At 58.9% G+C, this 20,948-nt stretch carries 11 protein-coding genes and 1 CRISPR repeat array; of the genes, 10 read left to right on the top strand and 1 reads right to left on the bottom strand.

Annotated elements, in window-relative coordinates:
* The first annotated feature begins 693 nt into the window (after window positions 1–693).
* Entirely contained in the window at window positions 694–1,743 is a 1,050-nt protein-coding gene (zapE, locus tag LPB405_RS01150; protein ID WP_049327058.1) for a cell division protein ZapE, read from the top strand.
* Between the two features lie 124 nt (window positions 1,744–1,867).
* Here the strand turns inward: zapE and cas3 are convergent, their stop codons facing one another.
* Entirely contained in the window at window positions 1,868–5,011 is a 3,144-nt protein-coding gene (gene cas3 / locus LPB405_RS01145; protein ID WP_219101622.1) for a CRISPR-associated helicase Cas3', read from the bottom strand.
* A gap of 374 nt (window positions 5,012–5,385) precedes the next feature.
* Here cas3 and casA point away from each other — a divergent pair, with 374 nt between their 5' ends.
* From casA to LPB405_RS01100, 9 genes are all read left to right on the top strand, one after another.
* Entirely contained in the window at window positions 5,386–7,071 is a 1,686-nt protein-coding gene (casA, locus tag LPB405_RS01140; protein ID WP_219101621.1) for a type I-E CRISPR-associated protein Cse1/CasA, read from the top strand.
* Window positions 7,064–7,678: a type I-E CRISPR-associated protein Cse2/CasB gene (gene casB, locus LPB405_RS01135; RefSeq protein WP_219101620.1), complete on the top strand. Its 615-nt coding sequence runs from the start codon at window positions 7,064–7,066 to the stop codon at window positions 7,676–7,678. Before casA ends, casB begins: the two co-directional genes overlap by 8 nt.
* A 28-nt stretch (window positions 7,679–7,706) precedes the next feature.
* A complete protein-coding gene (gene cas7e, locus LPB405_RS01130; protein WP_070688854.1) occupies window positions 7,707–8,828 on the top strand; it encodes a type I-E CRISPR-associated protein Cas7/Cse4/CasC in 1,122 nt (373 codons plus the stop codon).
* Window positions 8,828–9,577 carry a type I-E CRISPR-associated protein Cas5/CasD gene (gene cas5e / locus LPB405_RS01125; protein ID WP_219101619.1) on the top strand — a complete coding sequence of 250 codons (750 nt, stop codon included), beginning with the start codon at window positions 8,828–8,830 and terminating at the stop codon, window positions 9,575–9,577. Before cas7e ends, cas5e begins: the two co-directional genes overlap by 1 nt.
* Complete coding sequence (gene cas6e / locus LPB405_RS01120) at window positions 9,574–10,254, top strand: type I-E CRISPR-associated protein Cas6/Cse3/CasE (RefSeq protein WP_219101618.1); 681 nt, start codon at window positions 9,574–9,576, stop codon at window positions 10,252–10,254. Before cas5e ends, cas6e begins: the two co-directional genes overlap by 4 nt.
* 111 nt (window positions 10,255–10,365) lie before the next feature.
* Window positions 10,366–11,310 (top strand): type I-E CRISPR-associated endonuclease Cas1e, encoded by a 945-nt coding sequence (cas1e, locus tag LPB405_RS01115; protein ID WP_219101617.1) that lies wholly within the window; start codon window positions 10,366–10,368, stop codon window positions 11,308–11,310.
* Window positions 11,310–11,648 carry a type I-E CRISPR-associated endoribonuclease Cas2e gene (cas2e, locus tag LPB405_RS01110; RefSeq protein ID WP_219101616.1) on the top strand — a complete coding sequence of 113 codons (339 nt, stop codon included), beginning with the start codon at window positions 11,310–11,312 and terminating at the stop codon, window positions 11,646–11,648. The genes cas1e and cas2e overlap by 1 nt, the downstream gene beginning before the upstream one ends.
* 94 nt (window positions 11,649–11,742) lie before the next feature.
* Window positions 11,743–18,057: direct repeats of the CRISPR family, unit length 29 nt; unit sequence GTGCTCCCCGCGCGAGCGGGGATGAGCCC.
* A gap of 565 nt (window positions 18,058–18,622) precedes the next feature.
* Window positions 18,623–18,913, top strand: a complete 291-nt coding sequence (locus LPB405_RS01105; RefSeq protein WP_219101615.1) for a helix-turn-helix domain-containing protein — start codon at window positions 18,623–18,625, stop codon at window positions 18,911–18,913.
* Window positions 18,914–19,585: 672 nt separating this feature from the next.
* Window positions 19,586–20,665: an S-layer homology domain-containing protein gene (locus LPB405_RS01100; RefSeq protein ID WP_219101614.1), complete on the top strand. Its 1,080-nt coding sequence runs from the start codon at window positions 19,586–19,588 to the stop codon at window positions 20,663–20,665.
* Window positions 20,666–20,948 lie beyond the last annotated feature (283 nt).

The following is a 20,948-nucleotide window of genomic DNA, read 5'->3' as shown; positions in this document are numbered from 1 at the left end:
TATCATCGGTGACGGTGTGTTATTTAGTTGCTAGTCAGACCGTTATTCACAGGTCAAACTGACTGCCGGAAGAAAAACAGCCCCGTAGCGCGCCCAACAAACGCATCAATGCGCTATGGAACACTACAGTTACCACCCTACCGCATGTTTGCGGTCGTTTGCATTCTTTTGGGTGCTACAGCGACGAAACATCACCATACGAATACCTCAATGCTTTATGCATCAAATAAGTACCTGCACGCAAAGAATTTACATGTAGCGGTGAGTGTTCCCCGATAAAAGAATTCCCGCAGCAGACCAGGGGAGAGGGCCGCGGACCAAAAGAATGAACAGCAAGCTAGGGGAGTAGACAGTAGGGTGGAGAAATAGCCGATAGGTTAAGGGAATATTCGATAGGCTATTGCCTCCTCCGCGGGTATAAAACCCACGGCGAAGACACTAACCTATCGAACGCAGCACCCCGTCCGAGATAGAACCAGCCAACGACGTCCCCGCCTGAAGCAAACCCCGGCACATCCTCACCCTGCTCGCCTCCGTATCCCCGCACAGCACTTACACACCCAACACACCCACATCCCACTCCCTCCCCGTGCCCGCAATGTGGCGGGCAACTCATGCGACTCACGCGGGGTGTTAGACAGTACTACACTTAAAGCGGAAGTCACATCGCCGTCACTGAAGAAAAGAGTTTTTGTGCCCACCACGACCGTACACTTGACCGACCGCATCCCTCGCGTTTCTGCTGATGAGTTGCTGGCGGGTTTCCGCCCCTCTGAGCGTTTTGGCGAAGTGTCTTTTGATAGCTACATTCCTGATCCGAATCAGCCGTCGCAGGCTGAGGCTGTGCAGAAGCTGAAGGATTTTGGCGACAAGATTAATGGTGGCGGCGCTGGTGCCGGTTTCTTTGGTCGCCTGTTTGGGGGCAAGAAGAAGGATTCGACGAAGGCTGGCCTGTACCTTGACGGCGGTTTTGGTGTGGGTAAGACTCACCTGTTGGCGTCGCTGTGGCATTATGTGGATGGCCCGAAGGCGTTCGGTACTTTTGTGGAGTACACGAACCTGGTGGGTGCGTTGACGTTCCGTAAGACGGTTGAGGCGTTGAGCAGCTACAAGCTGGTGTGTATTGACGAGTTTGAGCTGGATGATCCGGGTGATACTGTGCTCATGTCTCGTCTGATGCGTGAGCTGGCGGATGCTGGCGTGAAGCTTGTGGCGACGTCGAACACGCTGCCTGGTGCGCTGGGTGAGGGCCGTTTTGCGGCTGAGGATTTTAAGCGTGAGATTCAGGTGCTTGCTTCGCAGTTTGAGGTGCACCGTGTGGATGGTGAGGATTTCCGTCACCGTGGCCTGCCTGCTGCGCCGGAGCCTGTTGCTGATGATGCGTTTGATGCGAAGGTTGAGGAAGTGTTCGGCGGCCAGACTGTTGGCGTTGATAACTTCGCTGACCTGGTGGAGCATCTGGCGAAGGTGCACCCGTCGCGTTACCGTCAGCTGATTGATGGCCTGGATGGTATTGCGTGGCGTGATGTTCACCCGATTACTGAGCAGTCGGTGGCGCTGCGTTTTGTGGTGTTGGCTGACCGCCTGTATGACAAGGACTTGCCGATTGTTTCTTCGGGTGTGCCTTTTGACAAGGTGTTTACCGAGGAGATGCTGGCTGGTGGTTATCAGAAGAAGTACTTCCGTGCGGTGTCTCGTTTGACTGCGTTGGCTCGTGAGGGCATGCTCGGCGAGTCTGAGTAGCTGCTGCTTGACGCTGCGAAACCGTGCAGTGTGAATGCGTGAACTGCGCCGAAAAGTTTTATAAGTGAAGACCCCCGCCGGATGCTCCACGTGAGGATCCGGAGGGGGTCTTTGTTTGTCTTGGCTAGTCTTCGTTATCAAGCTTGAAGCTCTGCAGGCCTAGCTGGGTGCTGTACACCAGCTCGTGGTCGCAGAGAATATACGAGTACACGCCTGCTTCGACCTCTTCGAAGGGCAGGATGAGCTGCCCCTCCAGCATGAATGATTTCTGCCAGTTCTCGATGCGTTCCTTCTCCAGCTGGTCGAGTGCAGCGTCGAATCGGAGTATCCCACCCCTGACGCGGTGGTTGGGTGCATCTGAGTACTGGTAGGGGAGTCGAATCGATGAAGCCGCAAGTTGCATGCTCTGCCAGTAAGTCGGTGGGTCATCGGCTGAAGCGTCAAAGCAGAGAGAATCAGCCTCGTCTGTACCGTTGATGGAAGGCAAGAGTCGGTAGTTTTTAATCGCGCTCTTGGGATTGCCCGGCTGGTTCCGTTCTACCACAATTGCGATAACTTCCAGGGACGCGTCGGTGTCGCGAACCTTTGCCTCGCCGATTTGTTCGTCAGAGAATCGCCGGTCGTTGGATTGGAGAAGACTCTTCATGCAACCCGCCATGGTGTACTCACCCTGAGGCGCGCAGAGCAGATAGCCTTCAGCTCGGGCCTTGGCTTGTTCTTTACCCTTCTCGTATTCCTGCTTGGCGTTCTCGTAGATTTCTGCCCAGGCACTAGGAATCTTAGTAGACGTATTTTCCTGGTAGGTCTTCTGCACCAGCGGACTGATGTCCGCAGGAATTCGAATCGGCTCACCGTCGAAGTGGGGGAGTAGCTGTGCGTAGCTGCTGAGCAGAATCATCGGCTCATAGACTGCTTTGGATCCACGCGGGAAGTCGGGTGCCTCAATGTGCGAGCCGAAAGTTTCAACTCCTCGCACGTAGCACACCGGCTTGCGGTATGCGGGGGTGCGTTCCGAGCTGCTGCGGCTATCGTGACGGTGTAGACGTCCCATGCGCTGAAGTACCAGGTCAACCGGCGCGAAGTCGGTAATCATCACGTCAAAATCCAGGTCAAGTGACTGCTCGATGACCTGCGTACCCACCACAATGAGGCGGTGCGGGCGCGAGGAATCCTCCCCGTCAGCTTTGCTGTAGTGTGCCTTCTTGCCGAGCTTGGAGACAAGAATTTCTTCTTGTTCGGCGCGGTGTGTGGCGGTAAAGCGAGAGTGCGTGAGGATTACGTGCTCTTCACCGAACCGTTCACTCAGAAATGCGTGCATTTCCTGGGCTCGGCCAACGGTATTGCAGATGACTGCGGCGCATCCGTGGTCATTGGCGAGCGGTTCGAGCACGTTCAGGACGCTTTCGGGGCTGTCGTCAATGAGTTTCAGCTCGATTTCGGTTTGCTCTACGGGCTGTTCAACCTTCCATTTCTTGGGAGTTCCGTTGTCTTCGGCGGTGAGCGTGTGGACGACGGGGTAATCCAGATCGAGGAAGGGTTCTTCGGACGCTTCCGGCTTAGGTGCTGCCTGAATACCTGCGAGTCGAGCTTTCATTTTCGCCATCAGGTCATTCTGTGATGGGGGAGCAGGAGCAGCTACTTTGTTCGGTTCTGCTCCAACCTTCAGACCCTTGGCATAGTGCTCCATGAGATCATCACGAGTGGCTGACGGCAGGGTCGCTGACATGAGAATGACGGGCGCATTCATTTGACCCATCCAGTAGAGCGCAGTAGAAAGGTATTGGTTCATGTATGCGTCGTAGGCGTGAACCTCATCAATGATGATGACCTTAGACGCAAGCCCAAGGTATCGGAGCATCACATGCCGTGCTTGCAGAGCGGTCATGAGAACCTGGTCGATGGTGCACACAACGAAGCTGGAGAGAAGTCCCTTCTTTGTACCGCTGAGCCAGCTGTGTCGCGCGAGGGACGTTCCGGGGCGTAGCGTTTTTCGGTTGTTTTCTCGCCCGGGGGTAGAAGACTCGTCGAAAATATCTGCTTTGGAGAGTGCCTCATAGGACTTGTTGAACCGGTTCTTGGAATGACCCAGGAACATGGAGTGCGGCTCAATAGGTCCGCCGTGTTCTTGCGCCACGTTATTTGTCTGGTATTCCACCCATTCGATAACACGGTCAAAGAGGGCATTAGAAGTTGCCTGAGTTGGTGCAGCAAAGGCTACACCGGTGCGACCGGTTGCCTGCGCAAGGAACTCGGCAGCAATAAGACCGGCTTCGGTCTTACCTTGACCCATGGGTGCTTCGATGCACATCATGCCGCCGCTTTGCATGGAGCGTGCCGCTTCGACTACGACTTCCTGCATGGGGCGTAGGGTGGGATTCTTCCACCCAAAACGGGATGCGTAGAGATTAACTGCAGGTGCGCCGGGGTGGGTATCCAGCGCGGCGATCCAGCGTTGTTCAAGCCCGAGAGCTTGCCAGCCGATGCGCGCTCGCTGTTCCTGTTCGGCTGAGCCGAAGGTTCCCATGGGGAAGAAATCAGGGTTTGAGGCAATCCAGTCTGACATGATGACGAAACCGGTAATGCAGAACTGCACGGAGACGGGGATAACCTGTCCGTGCTGTGCTAGCTGCTGTAACGCCGAGGATGCACCGAAACGTTCCAGTGTGATGTCGTAGAGTTCCTGCCAGGTGGCATGCCATTTGGGGGAGAGACGCTCCAAAATGACGTTGCTCAGTTCAGTGGATGCAGAGAGGTAGTCTGCTGGTGTGCCGTGGTGCGCGCCGGAAATACTTGCAAGAGTTTCAGCGACTTTACTCGGCATGCCCTCGATATTGTTGGTGAGCAGATGAATGAGAATACTCTGGCTGTACTTGCTATGGGGGCAGCGCATACCGCTAGTGGGGGTCACAAGGTCTTCAGGGAACTCAAAGTCCTGCTGCTCGATACGCTGACGGTATATAGCGAGGTTTTCGTCGCGTCGTGCATCGAGCTGCCCGGAGAATTCGGGGGTTGCTTTGCCCATGTCGTGGGTGGCGGCGAGCCAGCATACAAGTGCGCGCGTATCTTCCATAGAAAGGTGGAGGTGCTCACTAAAACGCTTCTGCAGACCGGGGGCGAGCCACGTATCCCAGAGGCGGGCGGCAACAGAACCAGCATCGAGCATGTGCTGAACGAGGGAGAGGCCGCGGGTAGGGGAGTCCTTGTCTCCTGTTTTTGCCCAGAATGATGCCGTTTCAGGTGTTGAAAGATGCTCAGGGGCGGGTGCCATGATTCTCCTTAGACGATAGACTAGTGCGTACTTCGCTGCGGTGCGAGGCGTATGTTCCCCGAAGCAGACGGGGATGAGCCAATGTGGTTATTGACAGTTGGTTTGAGTTGTTCCCTGCGTCAGCGGGGATTCTGCTTTCTCTCTCGGTTAAGCATATCAAAAATATTAAACATGTGATTAATACAGTTGATTTTCTTGACTTAACCTTCTTGATGGTCCTATGATGAACTCAACAAGCCAATGAAGGCTCTTCAAAGAACCTACTGACAAGGCTTAATTACCTGGTCTACTCTCATTGTGGACCAGAGTCCGATATTGTGCTCGCTTGTTCGTCATTCGACAAGGAGCTGATTTCAAAGAAGAAAGGAGTGGGAATGGTTGTCATGGAAGAACCTAGGTTCAATCTTGTAGATGAAGCATGGATTCTTGCCCGGCTTAAGTCGGGCGAAGTAGTCGAGCTGTCTCTGCGCGATTATTTCAAACGGGTGTATGAGATTGACCGAATTCAATCGGATAACCCGCTGACGGATACTGCAATTTTTGGTGTCGTGCTCGTGATTTTTGCTCGTGCATCCTTCCTTGCAGACAGTATCGATACCTCTAATGGTCCGGCCCAATGGATTCGCCAGATGCGTGAGCCTGACGCTAATAACCTGGCTGCTGTTCTGGGATACCTTGAAATTTTCAAGGATCGTTTCTGGTTGGTAGGCGGCGAGCGCCCCTTTATGCAGGTGCATGATTTGCATACGGCAAAGGGGGACACGAAGCCTGTTAGTCGCTTGGTTTTGGATTCTGAAAGCGAGTACTTCTCGCAGCGGGCTGAGGTGACATTGAAGTCTCTGAGCTTTGCTGAAGCAGCTCGGTATCTCGTAACGCTTCATGCCTACGACTACTCAGGTATTAAATCTGGTGCTGTAGGTGACCCCCGTGTTAAGGGTGGCAAGGGCTATCCTCTGGGCGTTGGCTGGTACGGCGCCACCGGCAAGGTGATTGTTCACGGCGCCAACATGATGGAAACCTTGCTGTACAGCCTGGACTACGAGCAGTTGACCGATAAAGAGTCATTCGAACAAGACGTTCCAGTTTGGGAACGTGCTGAACCTGATACCGCAGCACCGCGTGCATACACTGGTGGTCCTGCGGCTCAGTACAAGGACCAGCCGGTGCCCGCGAGCGGTATGTGCGAGATTTTGACCTGGCAGTCACGTCGCATCCGTCTGCATCATGACGGCAATCGTGTGACTTCGGTACTTATCTCCAACGGTGATAAGTGGCTTGATCGCAATACCTATACTGACCCTCTGACGGGGTATCGGTACAGCAAGAATCAGTCGTCAAAGACCGAACAGGTATGGATGCCGCAGACTCACGCGGCTGAACGTACCCTGTGGCGTGGTGCTGATGCTCTGCTGACTCGTCTTACCCCGGAATCTGAGAAGCAGAATAAGCCTGCTCCCGTGATTCGTCAGCTGGGTTCGGGAAGGTACTTCCCGACCGATGCGGAGGTACAGGTTCAGCTGGTGGGTGTCGAATACGGTACCCAGAGCTCCATCATCGAGAACATTATTTCTGACTCTATGACTCTTGAGCTTTCTCTGCTGACTGATGAAGGCGTGAGTGCGTCCCAGATGGTTCGCGAGAACATCCAAACCACCATGGACGCGGCAATCGCTCTTGGGCAGTTTGCTGGACAGCTTCTACAAGCGGCAGGTCGGGAATACGAGTTCCGTGCGGATGCTACTGAAGCTCTCCTGAACCGTATGGAAGATGCTTTCCGCCTCTGGCTTGCAGATCAGCGAGCATCGGAAGATATCGCTGAGAAAAAGAAGGAGTGGCAAAGCCGTGTACGTGCCGTAATCACGCAAGAATCAGACCTTCTTAAATACAACGCTGGCCCCAAAGCCATGCTGGGTACCTTCGGTAAGGACCCTGCTGGTAATGAAGTTCTCTACAATGTTGCGCGTGCGGATCGCCTGCTACATGCTCGCCTGCGTAAGATTATTCCCCTGGCTTACCAGGACTCTACATCTCACTCTGACAAGGAGGAAACCAATGAGTGATTACACCGCGCAGGATGAGCTACAACGTTTCGTCGTGGCAAAAGTGATGCGCCTGTACCACCAGAAAAGTAACGGTGTCTCAGCAGCCACGGCTCAGCTTGCTCAGCTTCGCCGAGGTGTGGGTGCATCGCCCTTTCAGTACCCGGAACTCTTAGGAATCATCCTGGAAAAGGAAGATGGCACTGAAGGTATTCCTGAACAGTACCGAGGGAGGGGAGACCAGCCGAGTAATGCGGAGAGCGCTGCGTACACTGCTTTGACTCTTTTTGCTCTGCATCAGCAGTCGCAGAACCAGCCCATGCACGATGCAGAGGTTTCTTTTGGCAACGCGGTAGGCAAGCTGGTTGGCGACACCGCAACGTCAATGAAGAAGCGTTTTGATTCTCTGCTGACCGCTCAGACGGAGAATGCTCGCCAGCATTACCTGCGTAGCCTGATTACTCTGCTTCGTTCCGAAGGTATTGCCTTCGATTACGGTCGATTTGCGGTGGATTACATGCGTCTTCTGAATCCTGCGACGCGTCAAAAGGTTATGTACCGCTGGAACCGCGACTTCTCCTACGGGCTCATCCCTGTTCGCGCTGCTGCGAGCAAAACCACTAAGTAACTATTACTCCTGAAAGAAGGAAAACATCATGACTACTTTCGTCGACATCCACGCCCTGCAGACCCTGCCCCCGTCGAATATTAACCGTGACGATACCGGCAGCCCCAAGTCCGCTTTCTTTGGCGGCGTTCAGCGTCAGCGTGTTTCCAGCCAGGCTTGGAAGTCCGTCATTCGCCGCGATTTTGAATCGCATCTTGACCGCTCGCAGCTGGGTGTACGTACCCGCCTGGTTGCTGACAAGGTAGTGGCGCGTATCTTGGAGCTTGCGCCCGAGTTCGATGCTGAGAAGGCTGAAACGGCTGTTGTTGCAGCTTTCAAGGCTGCAGGTATTACGCTCAAGGAACCTAAGGCGAAGGAAGGCGAAGAAGCAGGACGTCCTGTTTCTGGCTACCTGCTCTTGCTGAGCAACCAGCAGATTGACAAGTTGGTGCAGGCAATCATCGAAGCTAACGGCGAGAAGCTTCCCGCGAAGCAGGTTAAGGAAATCCTTGATACCAACCACAGCGTTGATATTGCTCTCTTCGGTCGCATGCTGGCGGATGCTCCCGATTTCAACGTTGATGCGGCTTGCCAGGTAGCACACGCTTTGAGCGTCCACGGTTCCGAACCCGATTTTGACTACTACACTGCAGTGGATGACGTCGTTCGTTCTTCCGATGACTCTACCGGTGCGGGCATGATCGGCACCATTGAGATGGCGGCAAGCACCTTCTACCGCTACGCCAACATCAACCTGGATGCACTGAACGCTAACCTGGGCGATGTTTCTGCAAGTGTTGAGGCAACTCTGGCGTTTGTCCGTTCCTTCATTAACTCCATGCCTACCGGTAAGCAGAATTCTTTCGCTGCACGCACCCTGCCTGACGCGGTTATCGTGACCGTTCGTAACGACCGCCCCATCTCCTACGTGAACGCCTTTGAGAAGGCTATCACCGAGGTTGAGGGCCGCCGCGTAGTCGCAGCTCGTGCGCTCGCATCTGAAGCTAAGAACATTGAAGAAGCATACGGTTACGAGCCGGTCGCTTCGTATGTTCTGGCTTTGGGCGACCTCAAGGAAGAACTGGCTGGTCTGGGCGAGTCTGTCACTCTGAAGGGTCTGCTGGAGTCCCTGGAAGCTCAGCTGACTGCTCTCACCTCTCAGGAGTCCTAATGCCTACCCTGCTCTTGAAGATGAGCGGGCCGTTGCAGTCATGGGGCACTCAGAGCCGTTTCCGTCGCCGTGATGCCGGACATGAGCCGAGCAAATCTGGCGTGATTGGAATGGTCGCTGCAGCCTTGGGACGCTCGCGTAACGAGCCGGTTGATGACTTGGTTTCGTTGAAGTTCGCGGTGCGTACGGATGCCTCTGGTACCCTGATTCGTGACTATCAGACCGCTAAGAACTGGGCTAAGAGCCCGAAGGGCGCGGTTTCTCTTTCGACCCGCATGTACCTTTCTGACGCTGTTTTTGTAGTGGCTCTCGATGGGGAACGCGAACAGTTGGAGACTATCGAGTCTGCGCTGAAGAAGCCTGTATATCCTCTGTATCTTGGGCGGCGTGCGTGCCCGGCTGGTTACGACCTTGTCCTGGGTATCCGTGAGGAGTCTGCTGAGGAGGCTCTGCGTTCGTTGGAGTGGCAGGTTCCTGAGTATCGTCGTAAGGATTTTCCGAGCCCGGTAGCGTTGCGCATCCTGCGTGATGCGTTGCCTGGTGAGCGCGGTGATTTGGTTCAGGATATTCCGGTGAGTTTCAGCCCGGAGTACCGTCAATATGCTGCCCGTGAGGTGGTTACTGCGGAGCCTCTGGTATTGGAGAATCCTCAAGGACGAAAGCTTCATGCTGCAGCCTCCTCGGTTGATGCAGAATCTTCCGAGAGCCCTGCCGAACCTGATTTCTTGAATGTGGTGATAGACGCATGACGTATTTTTCTCGTTTCATGATTAATCCACAGCGTCGTGGCGCGTGGAAGTTGTTGCGTAGCCCGCAGGCGATGCATGCAGCTGTGATGGCGACTTTGCCGCCGGATACGGATTATTCTGAGAGCCGCATCCTGTGGCGTTTGGATGAGTCTAAACATGCTCCGGTTCTGTACATGTTGAGCCCTGAGAAGCCTGATTTTTCGGCTCTTGTGGAGCAGGCTGGCTGGCAGACTCGCCCTGGTGAGAGTGCTCATTATGGTCGTTTGCTGGCGAAGTTGGAGAACGGTCAGGAGTGGGCTTTCCGTCTTGCCGCAAACCCTGTGAAGCGTCACACGAATAAGCAGACGGGTAAGCGCGACACGTTCCCGCACGTGACGGCTGAGCAACAGCAGGCGTGGATTCGTGAGCGTGCTCCGCAATGGGGATTTGAAGTAATTCCCACGGTTGAGGGTCAGGATGTTGAGGAGTGCCCGATGGTTTCTTCTCGTCAGGACCTTGCGTTTGCCCGCCGTAACGCTGAGGGCAAGGTCGGTAAGGTGACTCATCGTAAGGCTCAGTTCGACGGCGTTCTTCGCATCACTGATGTTGAGCTATTCCGTAAGTCTCTGCTTTCCGGTATGGGCAGGGGCAAGGCGTACGGTATGGGCCTTCTGACGTTGGCGCCTCTGTCCCGCTAGGTAATGCGGGTGAAGGGCGGGGGACTGTTCTGTGTGATGGTGCCCCGCCCTTTCTTTATTCACTCATACTTTGTGCCGATGCTGGCACGCTGATGTTCATAGGAGAAGATCATGCAGGGGGCTATTCCTCCGAGCTCGTCTGAGCTGTTTCGTAGTTCTGACCGTTTGAGTTTTGTGTATGTGGAGCATGCGACGATTTCCCGTGCGGATAGTGCGGTGACGTTTGTGAAGGAAGAGGGCGTGGTTCATTGCCCTGCTGCGAGTTTGAGCGCTTTGCTGTTGGGGCCGGGTACTCGTATTACTCATCAGGCGATGGCTTTGTTGGGGGAGTGCGGTACTACGGTGGTGTGGGTTGGCGAGCAGGGTGTTCGTTATTATGCGAGCGGTAAGTCTGTGGCTCGTTCTTCGCGTCTGTTGATTGCTCAGGCGAAGTTGGTGTCGAATACGCGGAGCCGTTTGGCTGTGGCGCGCATGATGTATCAGTGGCGTTTTCCTGGTGAGGACACGAGCGAGCTGACGATGCAGCAGCTGCGTGGTAGGGAGGGCGCTAGGGTGCGTTCTGTGTATAGGCAGTGGTCTGAGCGGACTGGTGTTCCGTGGGAACGCCGTGAGTATGATCCGAATAATTTTGGTGATGGGTCACCGATTAATCAGGCGTTGTCGGCTGCGCATGCCGCGTTGTATGGGATTGTTCATGCAGCGATTGTTTCTTTGGGGTGTGCGCCTGGGCTGGGGTTTGTGCATACCGGGAATTCTTGGTCTTTTGTGTATGACATTGCTGATTTGTATAAGGCTGAGATTACGATTCCTGCTGCGTTTGAGGTGGTTTCTGGCTATACGGAGGGGATGGATATTGGGTCTGTGACGCGTAGGGCGGTGCGTGACCGTATTCGTTCTGAGAGGGTGATGGAGCGGGTTGTGCGGGATATTCAGCGGCTTCTGTTGTCTGAGGAGGTTCCTGAGGAGATGCTTGAGCTGGATGTTGTGGGTTTGTGGAATGAGCAGGGTGAGGCTCAGCGCGGTGGCATGAATTATGGGGATGGAGGGGTGGACTGATGATTGTTATTGTTTTGTCTGCTTGTCCGGTGAGTCTTCGTGGTGATTTGACGAAGTGGCTTTTGGAGATTAATCCTGGCGTGTTTGTGGGGCGTGTGAGTGCCAGGATTCGTGAGAAGTTGTGGGCACGTGTGTTGGAGTCGGGTGGCACTGGTAGGGCGACGATGGTGTTTCCGGAGGATAATGAGCAGCGGCTTGAGTTTCGGGTGAATAATGCGGATTGGGAGCCTGTCGACTTTGAGGGTGTGAAGCTGATTTATCGCCCGGTGGTTCGCAAAACGGTGCCAAAATCTGGGTGGAGTAAGGCGAGTAAGTATCGCCGTGCTCGTCGTGGTTAAGAATAACTGTTTATCGTGTATTCTGGATACAGGCTCTGGCTCCAAAGTGATTCTATTTTGCTGATGTAGGGGGTAAAGCCCCATGTCAGCAAGTGTGCTCCCCGCGCGAGCGGGGATGAGCCCACCGGCGACCATGCCCACATGGGCGTTGCAGGGTGCTCCCCGCGCGAGCGGGGATGAGCCCAGGTCGGAGATTCAGTGACCTTGCAATCCACGGTGCTCCCCGCGCGAGCGGGGATGAGCCCCCCTCGCTGGGACACCCGAACGCGATTACCGGGTGCTCCCCGCGCGAGCGGGGATGAGCCCGGCTTCTTTTTCGGGTGAGAGAAACGCAAAAGGTGCTCCCCGCGCGAGCGGGGATGAGCCCAGCCTGTGGGTGTTTAGAACATCATCCTAGACGTGCTCCCCGCGCGAGCGGGGATGAGCCCGTCACCGGGGAATGGGAAACCGTAAACACCACGTGCTCCCCGCGCGAGCGGGGATGAGCCCCAAGAGCACAACGGTTTTATACCGGAGCTTAGGTGCTCCCCGCGCGAGCGGGGATGAGCCCCACAGGCCAGCCACAGGGCCAGCGGAGCAAAAGTGCTCCCCGCGCGAGCGGGGATGAGCCCCCACGGGTCGAAGTCCGCAGCTTCGACCGGAAGTGCTCCCCGCGCGAGCGGGGATGAGCCCGCGATTACCGGCGCGCTACCGCTATTCATGCGGTGCTCCCCGCGCGAGCGGGGATGAGCCCAGGTGACCCCCCGGGGTGCAACAGGTGACCCCGTGCTCCCCGCGCGAGCGGGGATGAGCCCAGGTCGCTAACACCCATTAGAATATTTCCGGTGTGCTCCCCGCGCGAGCGGGGATGAGCCCTAAGCGGATGAGAAGAGAAGGTGCTACAGAATGTGCTCCCCGCGCGAGCGGGGATGAGCCCCGATGCCCTGCCGGACTCACTGCCACGACATCGTGCTCCCCGCGCGAGCGGGGATGAGCCCCTCACCGTCGAGGTTCAAAGATGCAGCGGCTGGTGCTCCCCGCGCGAGCGGGGATGAGCCCTCGCGCGGAGTCAACCGCTGGCTCTGCGCGTGGTGCTCCCCGCGCGAGCGGGGATGAGCCCGCCGCCTTCTCACGCATGAATGCGATATCAGCGTGCTCCCCGCGCGAGCGGGGATGAGCCCTTGTTGCCGTTAGTATTAGACCTCTGCGCTAGGTGCTCCCCGCGCGAGCGGGGATGAGCCCGCCGCCGGGGAATGGGAAACCGTAAACACCACGTGCTCCCCGCGCGAGCGGGGATGAGCCCTACCGCGTCACCGTCTACGACTCACTCAGTGAGTGCTCCCCGCGCGAGCGGGGATGAGCCCCAAAGGTAGTTAGCGGGGTAAGCTCACGAAGCGTGCTCCCCGCGCGAGCGGGGATGAGCCCCCATGATAACGTTGGCCTGCATCCCCTGTTTCGTGCTCCCCGCGCGAGCGGGGATGAGCCCGTAACAGCGGACTCGCTGTTCAGTAGCGAGGAGTGCTCCCCGCGCGAGCGGGGATGAGCCCCGTCGCGGCTCGCGGTCTGAGGAGTCAAGGTGGTGCTCCCCGCGCGAGCGGGGATGAGCCCCATACGGTGCGCGGGGCGGTAATTACCTCAGAGTGCTCCCCGCGCGAGCGGGGATGAGCCCCCCCTGCTTGAGCTGGCCTACCACGGCGGCATGTGCTCCCCGCGCGAGCGGGGATGAGCCCACGGCAGAAAGGTTTGGGCTGCGTTAGCGCTGGTGCTCCCCGCGCGAGCGGGGATGAGCCCGGCAAACCATGCCTCGGCGGCGGTCTGCGTGAGTGCTCCCCGCGCGAGCGGGGATGAGCCCAGCGCCCGCAAGTTGGCGAAGGAACAGCGCCGGTGCTCCCCGCGCGAGCGGGGATGAGCCCGTTCCCGCAGCCACGGCGGCGCGGTCATGCTGGTGCTCCCCGCGCGAGCGGGGATGAGCCCATGATGACCTCAATGGCTTCAGCAACTGCTACGTGCTCCCCGCGCGAGCGGGGATGAGCCCGTCCCGGAGGAGGTATCCGTCCGAAGTACCACGTGCTCCCCGCGCGAGCGGGGATGAGCCCTTTTGTACTTGTGACAAATATATAGTTCCTTGGTGCTCCCCGCGCGAGCGGGGATGAGCCACCCAAGAATCAGACGGCAACCTGCGCAGGATGCGTGCTCCCCGCGCGAGCGGGGATGAGCCCGCAATTCGCACCCGCCTGAAGCGCCTCAATGAGTGCTCCCCGCGCGAGCGGGGATGAGCCCCAACCCGCGCCGATGTTCTCAGCAATGGAGCCGTGCTCCCCGCGCGAGCGGGGATGAGCCCACCGCGCGCGTCAGCTTGTCCAGGTCAGGTTTGTGCTCCCCGCGCGAGCGGGGATGAGCCCAGCGCGCGAACTGAACCGACATAAGAAGGAGAGTGCTCCCCGCGCGAGCGGGGATGAGCCCGTATCGGCACCCTGTCGAGCTTTCATAACCCCGTGCTCCCCGCGCGAGCGGGGATGAGCCCGGCACCCGGACCCGCGTTATAGCCAGCCATGAGTGCTCCCCGCGCGAGCGGGGATGAGCCCGGTGGGGGTGCTGTCGTTGTCCCCTTTAGGGAGTGCTCCCCGCGCGAGCGGGGATGAGCCCCGACTTGACAAAATTCAAGAAGCCTTATATGAGTGCTCCCCGCGCGAGCGGGGATGAGCCCACTGATACCCTATGCAGAGCGGCGCGGCTTGCGTGCTCCCCGCGCGAGCGGGGATGAGCCCCGACTTTGCGAGCTTCTGAATAGCCGAGTCCTGTGCTCCCCGCGCGAGCGGGGATGAGCCCAAAAAGCGGGTCGGCATGGCGAGCAGCTCCTGGTGCTCCCCGCGCGAGCGGGGATGAGCCCGTCACCGACGTGCCTATCCATATGCGCCTGACGTGCTCCCCGCGCGAGCGGGGATGAGCCCGTCACCGACGTGCCTATCCATATGCGCCTGACGTGCTCCCCGCGCGAGCGGGGATGAGCCCTGAATCTGTGGACGTTGTGACCGGCGAGGTCGGTGCTCCCCGCGCGAGCGGGGATGAGCCCGAAAAACCCACCCGGTGCGGGTGGGTCTGGTTGTGCTCCCCGCGCGAGCGGGGATGAGCCCAGAGAATGGCTCACGGGTGGAGAGGCAACCCAGTGCTCCCCGCGCGAGCGGGGATGAGCCCGGCCAGCTCTTCAGCAGCCTCAACCACCGCAAGTGCTCCCCGCGCGAGCGGGGATGAGCCCGCGCGGCAGACTCCAGAGCATTACGCGAGCTCGTGCTCCCCGCGCGAGCGGGGATGAGCCCACTGGCGTGCTCTATGAAACCGGCACCGGCATGTGCTCCCCGCGCGAGCGGGGATGAGCCCCAAGCTGTCCGATTCTCTGCTACTAGCCTATGGTGCTCCCCGCGCGAGCGGGGATGAGCCCAGCAAATCAGAAAAGGACATAACATCATGGCAGTGCTCCCCGCGCGAGCGGGGATGAGCCCCGATGCACTACAAAACCTTCATACCCGGCACAGTGCTCCCCGCGCGAGCGGGGATGAGCCCCATCGCGCGCGTCCCTGACGAACACCGCCAGAGTGCTCCCCGCGCGAGCGGGGATGAGCCGACTTATGGTTCTGAAGTGGGCGGCAAGTCTGAGTGCTCCCCGCGCGAGCGGGGATGAGCCGTGACGGTCACCATGAGTGCCCATTCCTGGATGGTGCTCCCCGCGCGAGCGGGGATGAGCCCTGGCGTCAGTTCATCAAGTTCTGGGATGCAGAGTGCTCCCCGCGCGAGCGGGGATGAGCCCTGGGCGCCCTCTTCACCGCCAACGCTGAGGCAGTGCTCCCCGCGCGAGCGGGGATGAGCCCACAGAAGATTCACCAACCCGGGGATTCAGAGCGTGCTCCCCGCGCGAGCGGGGATGAGCCCGCCGGTAGGGATGCACTGTTTAAGGCTGGCGAGTGCTCCCCGCGCGAGCGGGGATGAGCCCTTGGAAGTCCACGGCGATTTACACACCACAGCGTGCTCCCCGCGCGAGCGGGGATGAGCCCCACGCCGGGACGACCGCTAGAAGAAGTCCACTGTGCTCCCCGCGCGAGCGGGGATGAGCCCCCGGCGCTGGTTTACCGGAACACAAATTCAGGGTGCTCCCCGCGCGAGCGGGGATGAGCCCGGCGACCCCAACGTCACGCAGTCCGGTTATGTGTGCTCCCCGCGCGAGCGGGGATGAGCCCCTACCTGGAATGCGAAAGCAAGCCAGAACCGGGTGCTCCCCGCGCGAGCGGGGATGAGCCCGCCTACAATGAATTGGCTTCGGTGCTTGGTGCGTGCTCCCCGCGCGAGCGGGGATGAGCCCGCGGCGGCAACCTGCTCACCCAGCGAACCAGCGTGCTCCCCGCGCGAGCGGGGATGAGCCCATCGGTAGCCTTTGCAGATGCCATAGTCTCAGGTGCTCCCCGCGCGAGCGGGGATGAGCCCCGTTCACAGTCGAACGACGATAGAACGAACGTGTGCTCCCCGCGCGAGCGGGGATGAGCCCTTCTTCTGTGGGAGGAGGAGTATGACCCCGCCGTGCTCCCCGCGCGAGCGGGGATGAGCCCCCTCGGATTGCTCTTGGTAAGCGATGCTCTGCGTGCTCCCCGCGCGAGCGGGGATGAGCCCGACGGCGAGGATGTATGGCATCTGATGGAGTCGTGCTCCCCGCGCGAGCGGGGATGAGCCCCAACCGAGAGGAACACTAAACCATGAAGATTAGTGCTCCCCGCGCGAGCGGGGATGAGCCCCCCCCGGTACGCCTCGCATATACTTACGGACTGGTGCTCCCCGCGCGAGCGGGGATGAGCCCCAACGGCAACGCCCAACGGGATTTGTGCACTGGTGCTCCCCGCGCGAGCGGGGATGAGCCCGCCGTGACCGGCATCAGGCTGCACCCCAAGAAGTGCTCCCCGCGCGAGCGGGGATGAGCCCCCCAAAGGGATACCGTCATAGTCCTGAATCTCGTGCTCCCCGCGCGAGCGGGGATGAGCCCCTCAACCTCGATTGACTGACCATAGGCGACGGGTGCTCCCCGCGCGAGCGGGGATGAGCCCCGGGCATTATGCGTCTAGTATCGGTATGTCGCGTGCTCCCCGCGCGAGCGGGGATGAGCCCAAGGCGCTCGCCACCCCCTCCCGCCCGCTCGGGTGCTCCCCGCGCGAGCGGGGATGAGCCCTTTCTCAGCTAGGGCAATGTTGTTTAGCGCCTGTGCTCCCCGCGCGAGCGGGGATGAGCCCGATTTGGTACCCCCCCCCTACCAATTCGTTACCGTGCTCCCCGCGCGAGCGGGGATGAGCCCAGCCCTAATCACCGACCCGCCCTACGGCATTAGTGCTCCCCGCGCGAGCGGGGATGAGCCCGCAAATAATGGACTTGCTAGGAATCCTACTAGGTGCTCCCCGCGCGAGCGGGGATGAGCCCCGCCTTCGCCCCTGTGATTCTCTGTCAGAACCGTGCTCCCCGCGCGAGCGGGGATGAGCCCCGCCTTCGCCCCTGTGATTCTCTGTCAGAACCGTGCTCCCCGCGCGAGCGGGGATGAGCCCGACCTGTTGGCACACCGGGTGAGCTTTGGTACGTGCTCCCCGCGCGAGCGGGGATGAGCCCAGGCCATGAGACAGACCAGCATCAAAAAGCCGGTGCTCCCCGCGCGAGCGGGGATGAGCCCGTCTGCGTGGTCTCCGCGAAACCCTTGCGGGTGTGCTCCCCGCGCGAGCGGGGATGAGCCCCACGCGCTCATCCTGATCTTTTCGGCTGCCAGGTGCTCCCCGCGCGAGCGGGGATGAGCCCCCGTATGCGTGCTACTCGACTCCTCAATGATGGTGTTCCCCGCGCGAGCGGGGATGAGCCGGCGGGCACGTACCTCATCTTCATACTCGGCAAGTGTTCCCCGCGCGAGCGGGGATGAGCCCCAGAGGCAGGAGGCGAGCACGTGCCAGGTGATGTGTTCCCCGTGCGAGCGGGGATGAGCCCGTCCCGGCTGACGTGATGATTGGCCTTGCTGGGTGGTCCCCGCGCGAGCGGGGATGCGCCTCGACTGGCTGGACATTCAGTCGCGAAAAACTGGTGTTCCCCGCGTGAGCGAGGATGAGCCGGCGCTACGATATTCATATCAGCTAAATAAAGTGTGTTCCCCGTGCGAGCGGGGATGAGCCGTTCCGCCGCTCTGAAGCACGCGAGCTGTACACGTGTTCCCCGCGTGAGCAGGGATGAGCCGTTCCTTTACTGCCAGGGTGAAATTTCCCTGTGGTGTTCCCCGCGTGAGCGGGGATGAGCCGGGACGCAGGGGATGGGTGGTGTCGGTTTTCGTGTGTTCCCTGTGCGAGCGGGGATGAGCCCGCCGTTGCACATGCCGCCGCTGCGGGGACGTAGTGTTCCCTGCGCGAGCGGGGATGAGCCGAGCTTAAGACGATGGTGATTCTGGGGTTAGGTGTGTTCCCCGCGCAAGCCGGGATGAGCCGTTCGTTGAATGGTCGGTTCTGGACGGTCAGGAGTGTTCCCCGCGCAAGCGGGGGTGAGCCGTTCGTTGAATGGTCGGTTCTGGACGGTCAGGAGTGTTCCCCGCGCAAGCGGGGGTGATCCCCCTCCTAGGCTCCCGGCTGGAGAGGGGAGCCGATGTTCCTCGTACTAGCAGGGGTTAAGCTTCGGCGTTGCCGGATTCGTTGTTGCCGCCCACTTCTCGCTGGTCTTGGCTGGGTTTACTCTCAGAGCCTGCAGGGCATCTAGAAATGGCGATGAAAGCCGAATACCTGTAGTAGGTCTTGGCGTCTGGTTGTTTGAGCTGGTAGGCATTATAGTCGTGACTAATACTGTCCAGATGGTTGGCTGCTTATTGACTGCAAGAATATAAAAACCCCGGTGCCACCGCCCAAAAACAGGCGTGGGAAAAGGCACCGGGGACCCCCAAACGAGAGGGACAGAAGGGCGTGAAATCATGGAAACACGCAGAAGAAAGGATAACAGCAATGGCAAAGAAAACGGAACACACGGAACACGAATTCACCGTGTATTTGACGAGTTCAGAAGTTGCAAAAATGGCCGGGGTAGAGGTCGCGACCGTGAACAGCGCGCGCAAGAAGGGTGACCTGCACCCCGCCTCGCGTACCGGCAACACCTGGGGTTATTTCGAATCCGAGGTTCGCCGCTGGATGGATTGGCGTGAGGAGAACCCGCCGAAATCCCGAGCGTGGGGCTGGAATAACAGCGGCACCCCGCGTCCACATGGTGTTGAGGTCAAAGAAAAGAAGGATAAATGAGCGTTTTTTCTTGTGTTCCCCGCGCGAGCGGGGATGAGCCCGGGGCAACCGCCGGGCGAGCCGCAATGCCTTGGTGTTCCCCGCGCGAGTGGGGATGAGCCCAAAGTCCTGATTGAGGCTCTGGAGCGGCGTATGTGTTCCCCGCGTGAGCGGGGATGAGCCCTGCCATTGCATCGTCAGCTTGAGCGCGTTCAGGTGTTCCCCGCATCAGTGGGGATGTTTTAGAAAGCCTTGTTTACCAGTCCTCCCCAAAAAGGAGGGCTGGTAAACAGTGCACCCAAAAATATCAGCCTAACTATGTTCAATCCGCACCCCAGCGGCTCCGCAATGCTTCCCTTGCCTCCCTCGTCCAACCCATGCCAACTTCCGGCAAACGTTGCCAGATAACGCCCCTACTTCGTTGAATACCGAAAATGGGCGTAAAATCACCGCCGTTTCGTCTTCGCTTTAAACGGGACTTTAAGGTACGCTAGATGACTGGGTCAGGGAACCGTGCCGGTCTCACTCACCGCGCATCCGCCCGACAGACACCCGCACCCCGTACGCTGCGTCTCACTCACGCACACAGGGGAGGGAACCACCGTATCGGCCTCACTCACCGTTTACGCCGCTGTCCGCGCATCCTGCCACCCGTAACTCACTCAACTCAAACAAGAACTGAATAGGACAATCATGCCCTTGCTTACCCATCGACTCTCACGACGATTCTTTGTAAAGGGTGCTTCCGCCGCTGCTGCTGCAGGCGTACTGACCCTGCAGGCACAGGCCGCTCAGGCTGACGAAGCTCCCGCAAACCTTGCCCCGGCAACCGAGGAAACCAAAGGCCCGCGCCTCGTCATTCAGCGCGCCACCATCACCGAAACCGGTATGACCGTCAACTACACTGCACACGGTCTGCGCGAATTCCTCACCGAAGGCACCACCCTGACCGTACGCCACGGCTACGTTCGTAACGACTCTTTCGAAACTCTGCGCTCCTGGCCGCTCACCCCCGAATTTGACGGTGACGCTGACAGCTTCAGCGGTAGCGACCAGTTCCCCATCGAGCTGATGCAGGGTGAAGGTGTTGATCACGCCCTGCAGCTGGATATTTGCTCTGACCCGTGGGGCCAGGAGATTACCCACCAGATTGCTGCGCGCATCCCCATGGCTGAGACTAAGATTCTGAAGACTTCTTTCGAGGATGTTCCGGATAACCACCCGTTCGCTGAGGATATCCGCATGGCGAACCAGAAGAAGTGGCTGATGCCGAACCCGCAGACTGGCGCGTTTGAGCCGGACCGCCCTGTGACCCGTGAGGAGCTTATTGCTCTGCTGAACCACGCTGCAGGTCACGCTGGCGTGAGCGAAAACTCGGATGTTGCACCCTTCGCGGATGCGGCAGACCGCCCGACCGCGAACGCGCTGCACTGGGCTCGTGACCGTAAGATCACCGAGCCGCTCACCGGTGGCGACAAGATTGACCCGACCGCACCGGTTTCTCACGAGGAGCTGGCGGCTGTGCTGTTCCAGTACAACGCGGAGGTTCAGCTGACCGAAATGAAGGAGGGCACTGGTTCTCGTTTCCGCGACGTGCTCGGTGCGGGTACTCTGCATCGTTACGTTGCGTGGGCTGGCGCGAACGACATCGTGCTGGATGCTTCGGGTGTGTTCAACCCGACCGCGCCGACTACTCGCGCGGAGCTGGCTCGTTTCATTCGCCGCTACAAGCTGCAGAACCTGCTGTTCACTGACTTCTCGTATGTCTCCTAATTTTTAGTCACCCCTGGCACCGTGTCACTTCGGCACCGTGTGTTGGGGTGCGTGGAACCCCCGTCTTCTGGCTTTGCTGGAGGCGGGGGTTTTGCTGTGCCATGTCGTGCCTCGCTGCTGTATTGCCGCACCTCAGGGAGTTTTAGTCGGGGAGTTTTAGTGACAGGCTGTGCCTGGCATATGAAATTTTGCGTCATATATACCTGAAATCTTGAAAAATCCTGTGCGCTAAGTAAGTATTACCTAGAAGGCAAGTTAATGGCTACCTTACTTAATACTGTGT

Source organism: Rothia mucilaginosa (genome assembly GCF_019334805.1).
Lineage (GTDB): Bacteria > Actinomycetota > Actinomycetes > Actinomycetales > Micrococcaceae > Rothia > Rothia mucilaginosa_C.
The sequence above is the reverse complement of the archived record's forward strand: the minus strand, read 5'-3'. Positions and strand labels throughout refer to the sequence as shown.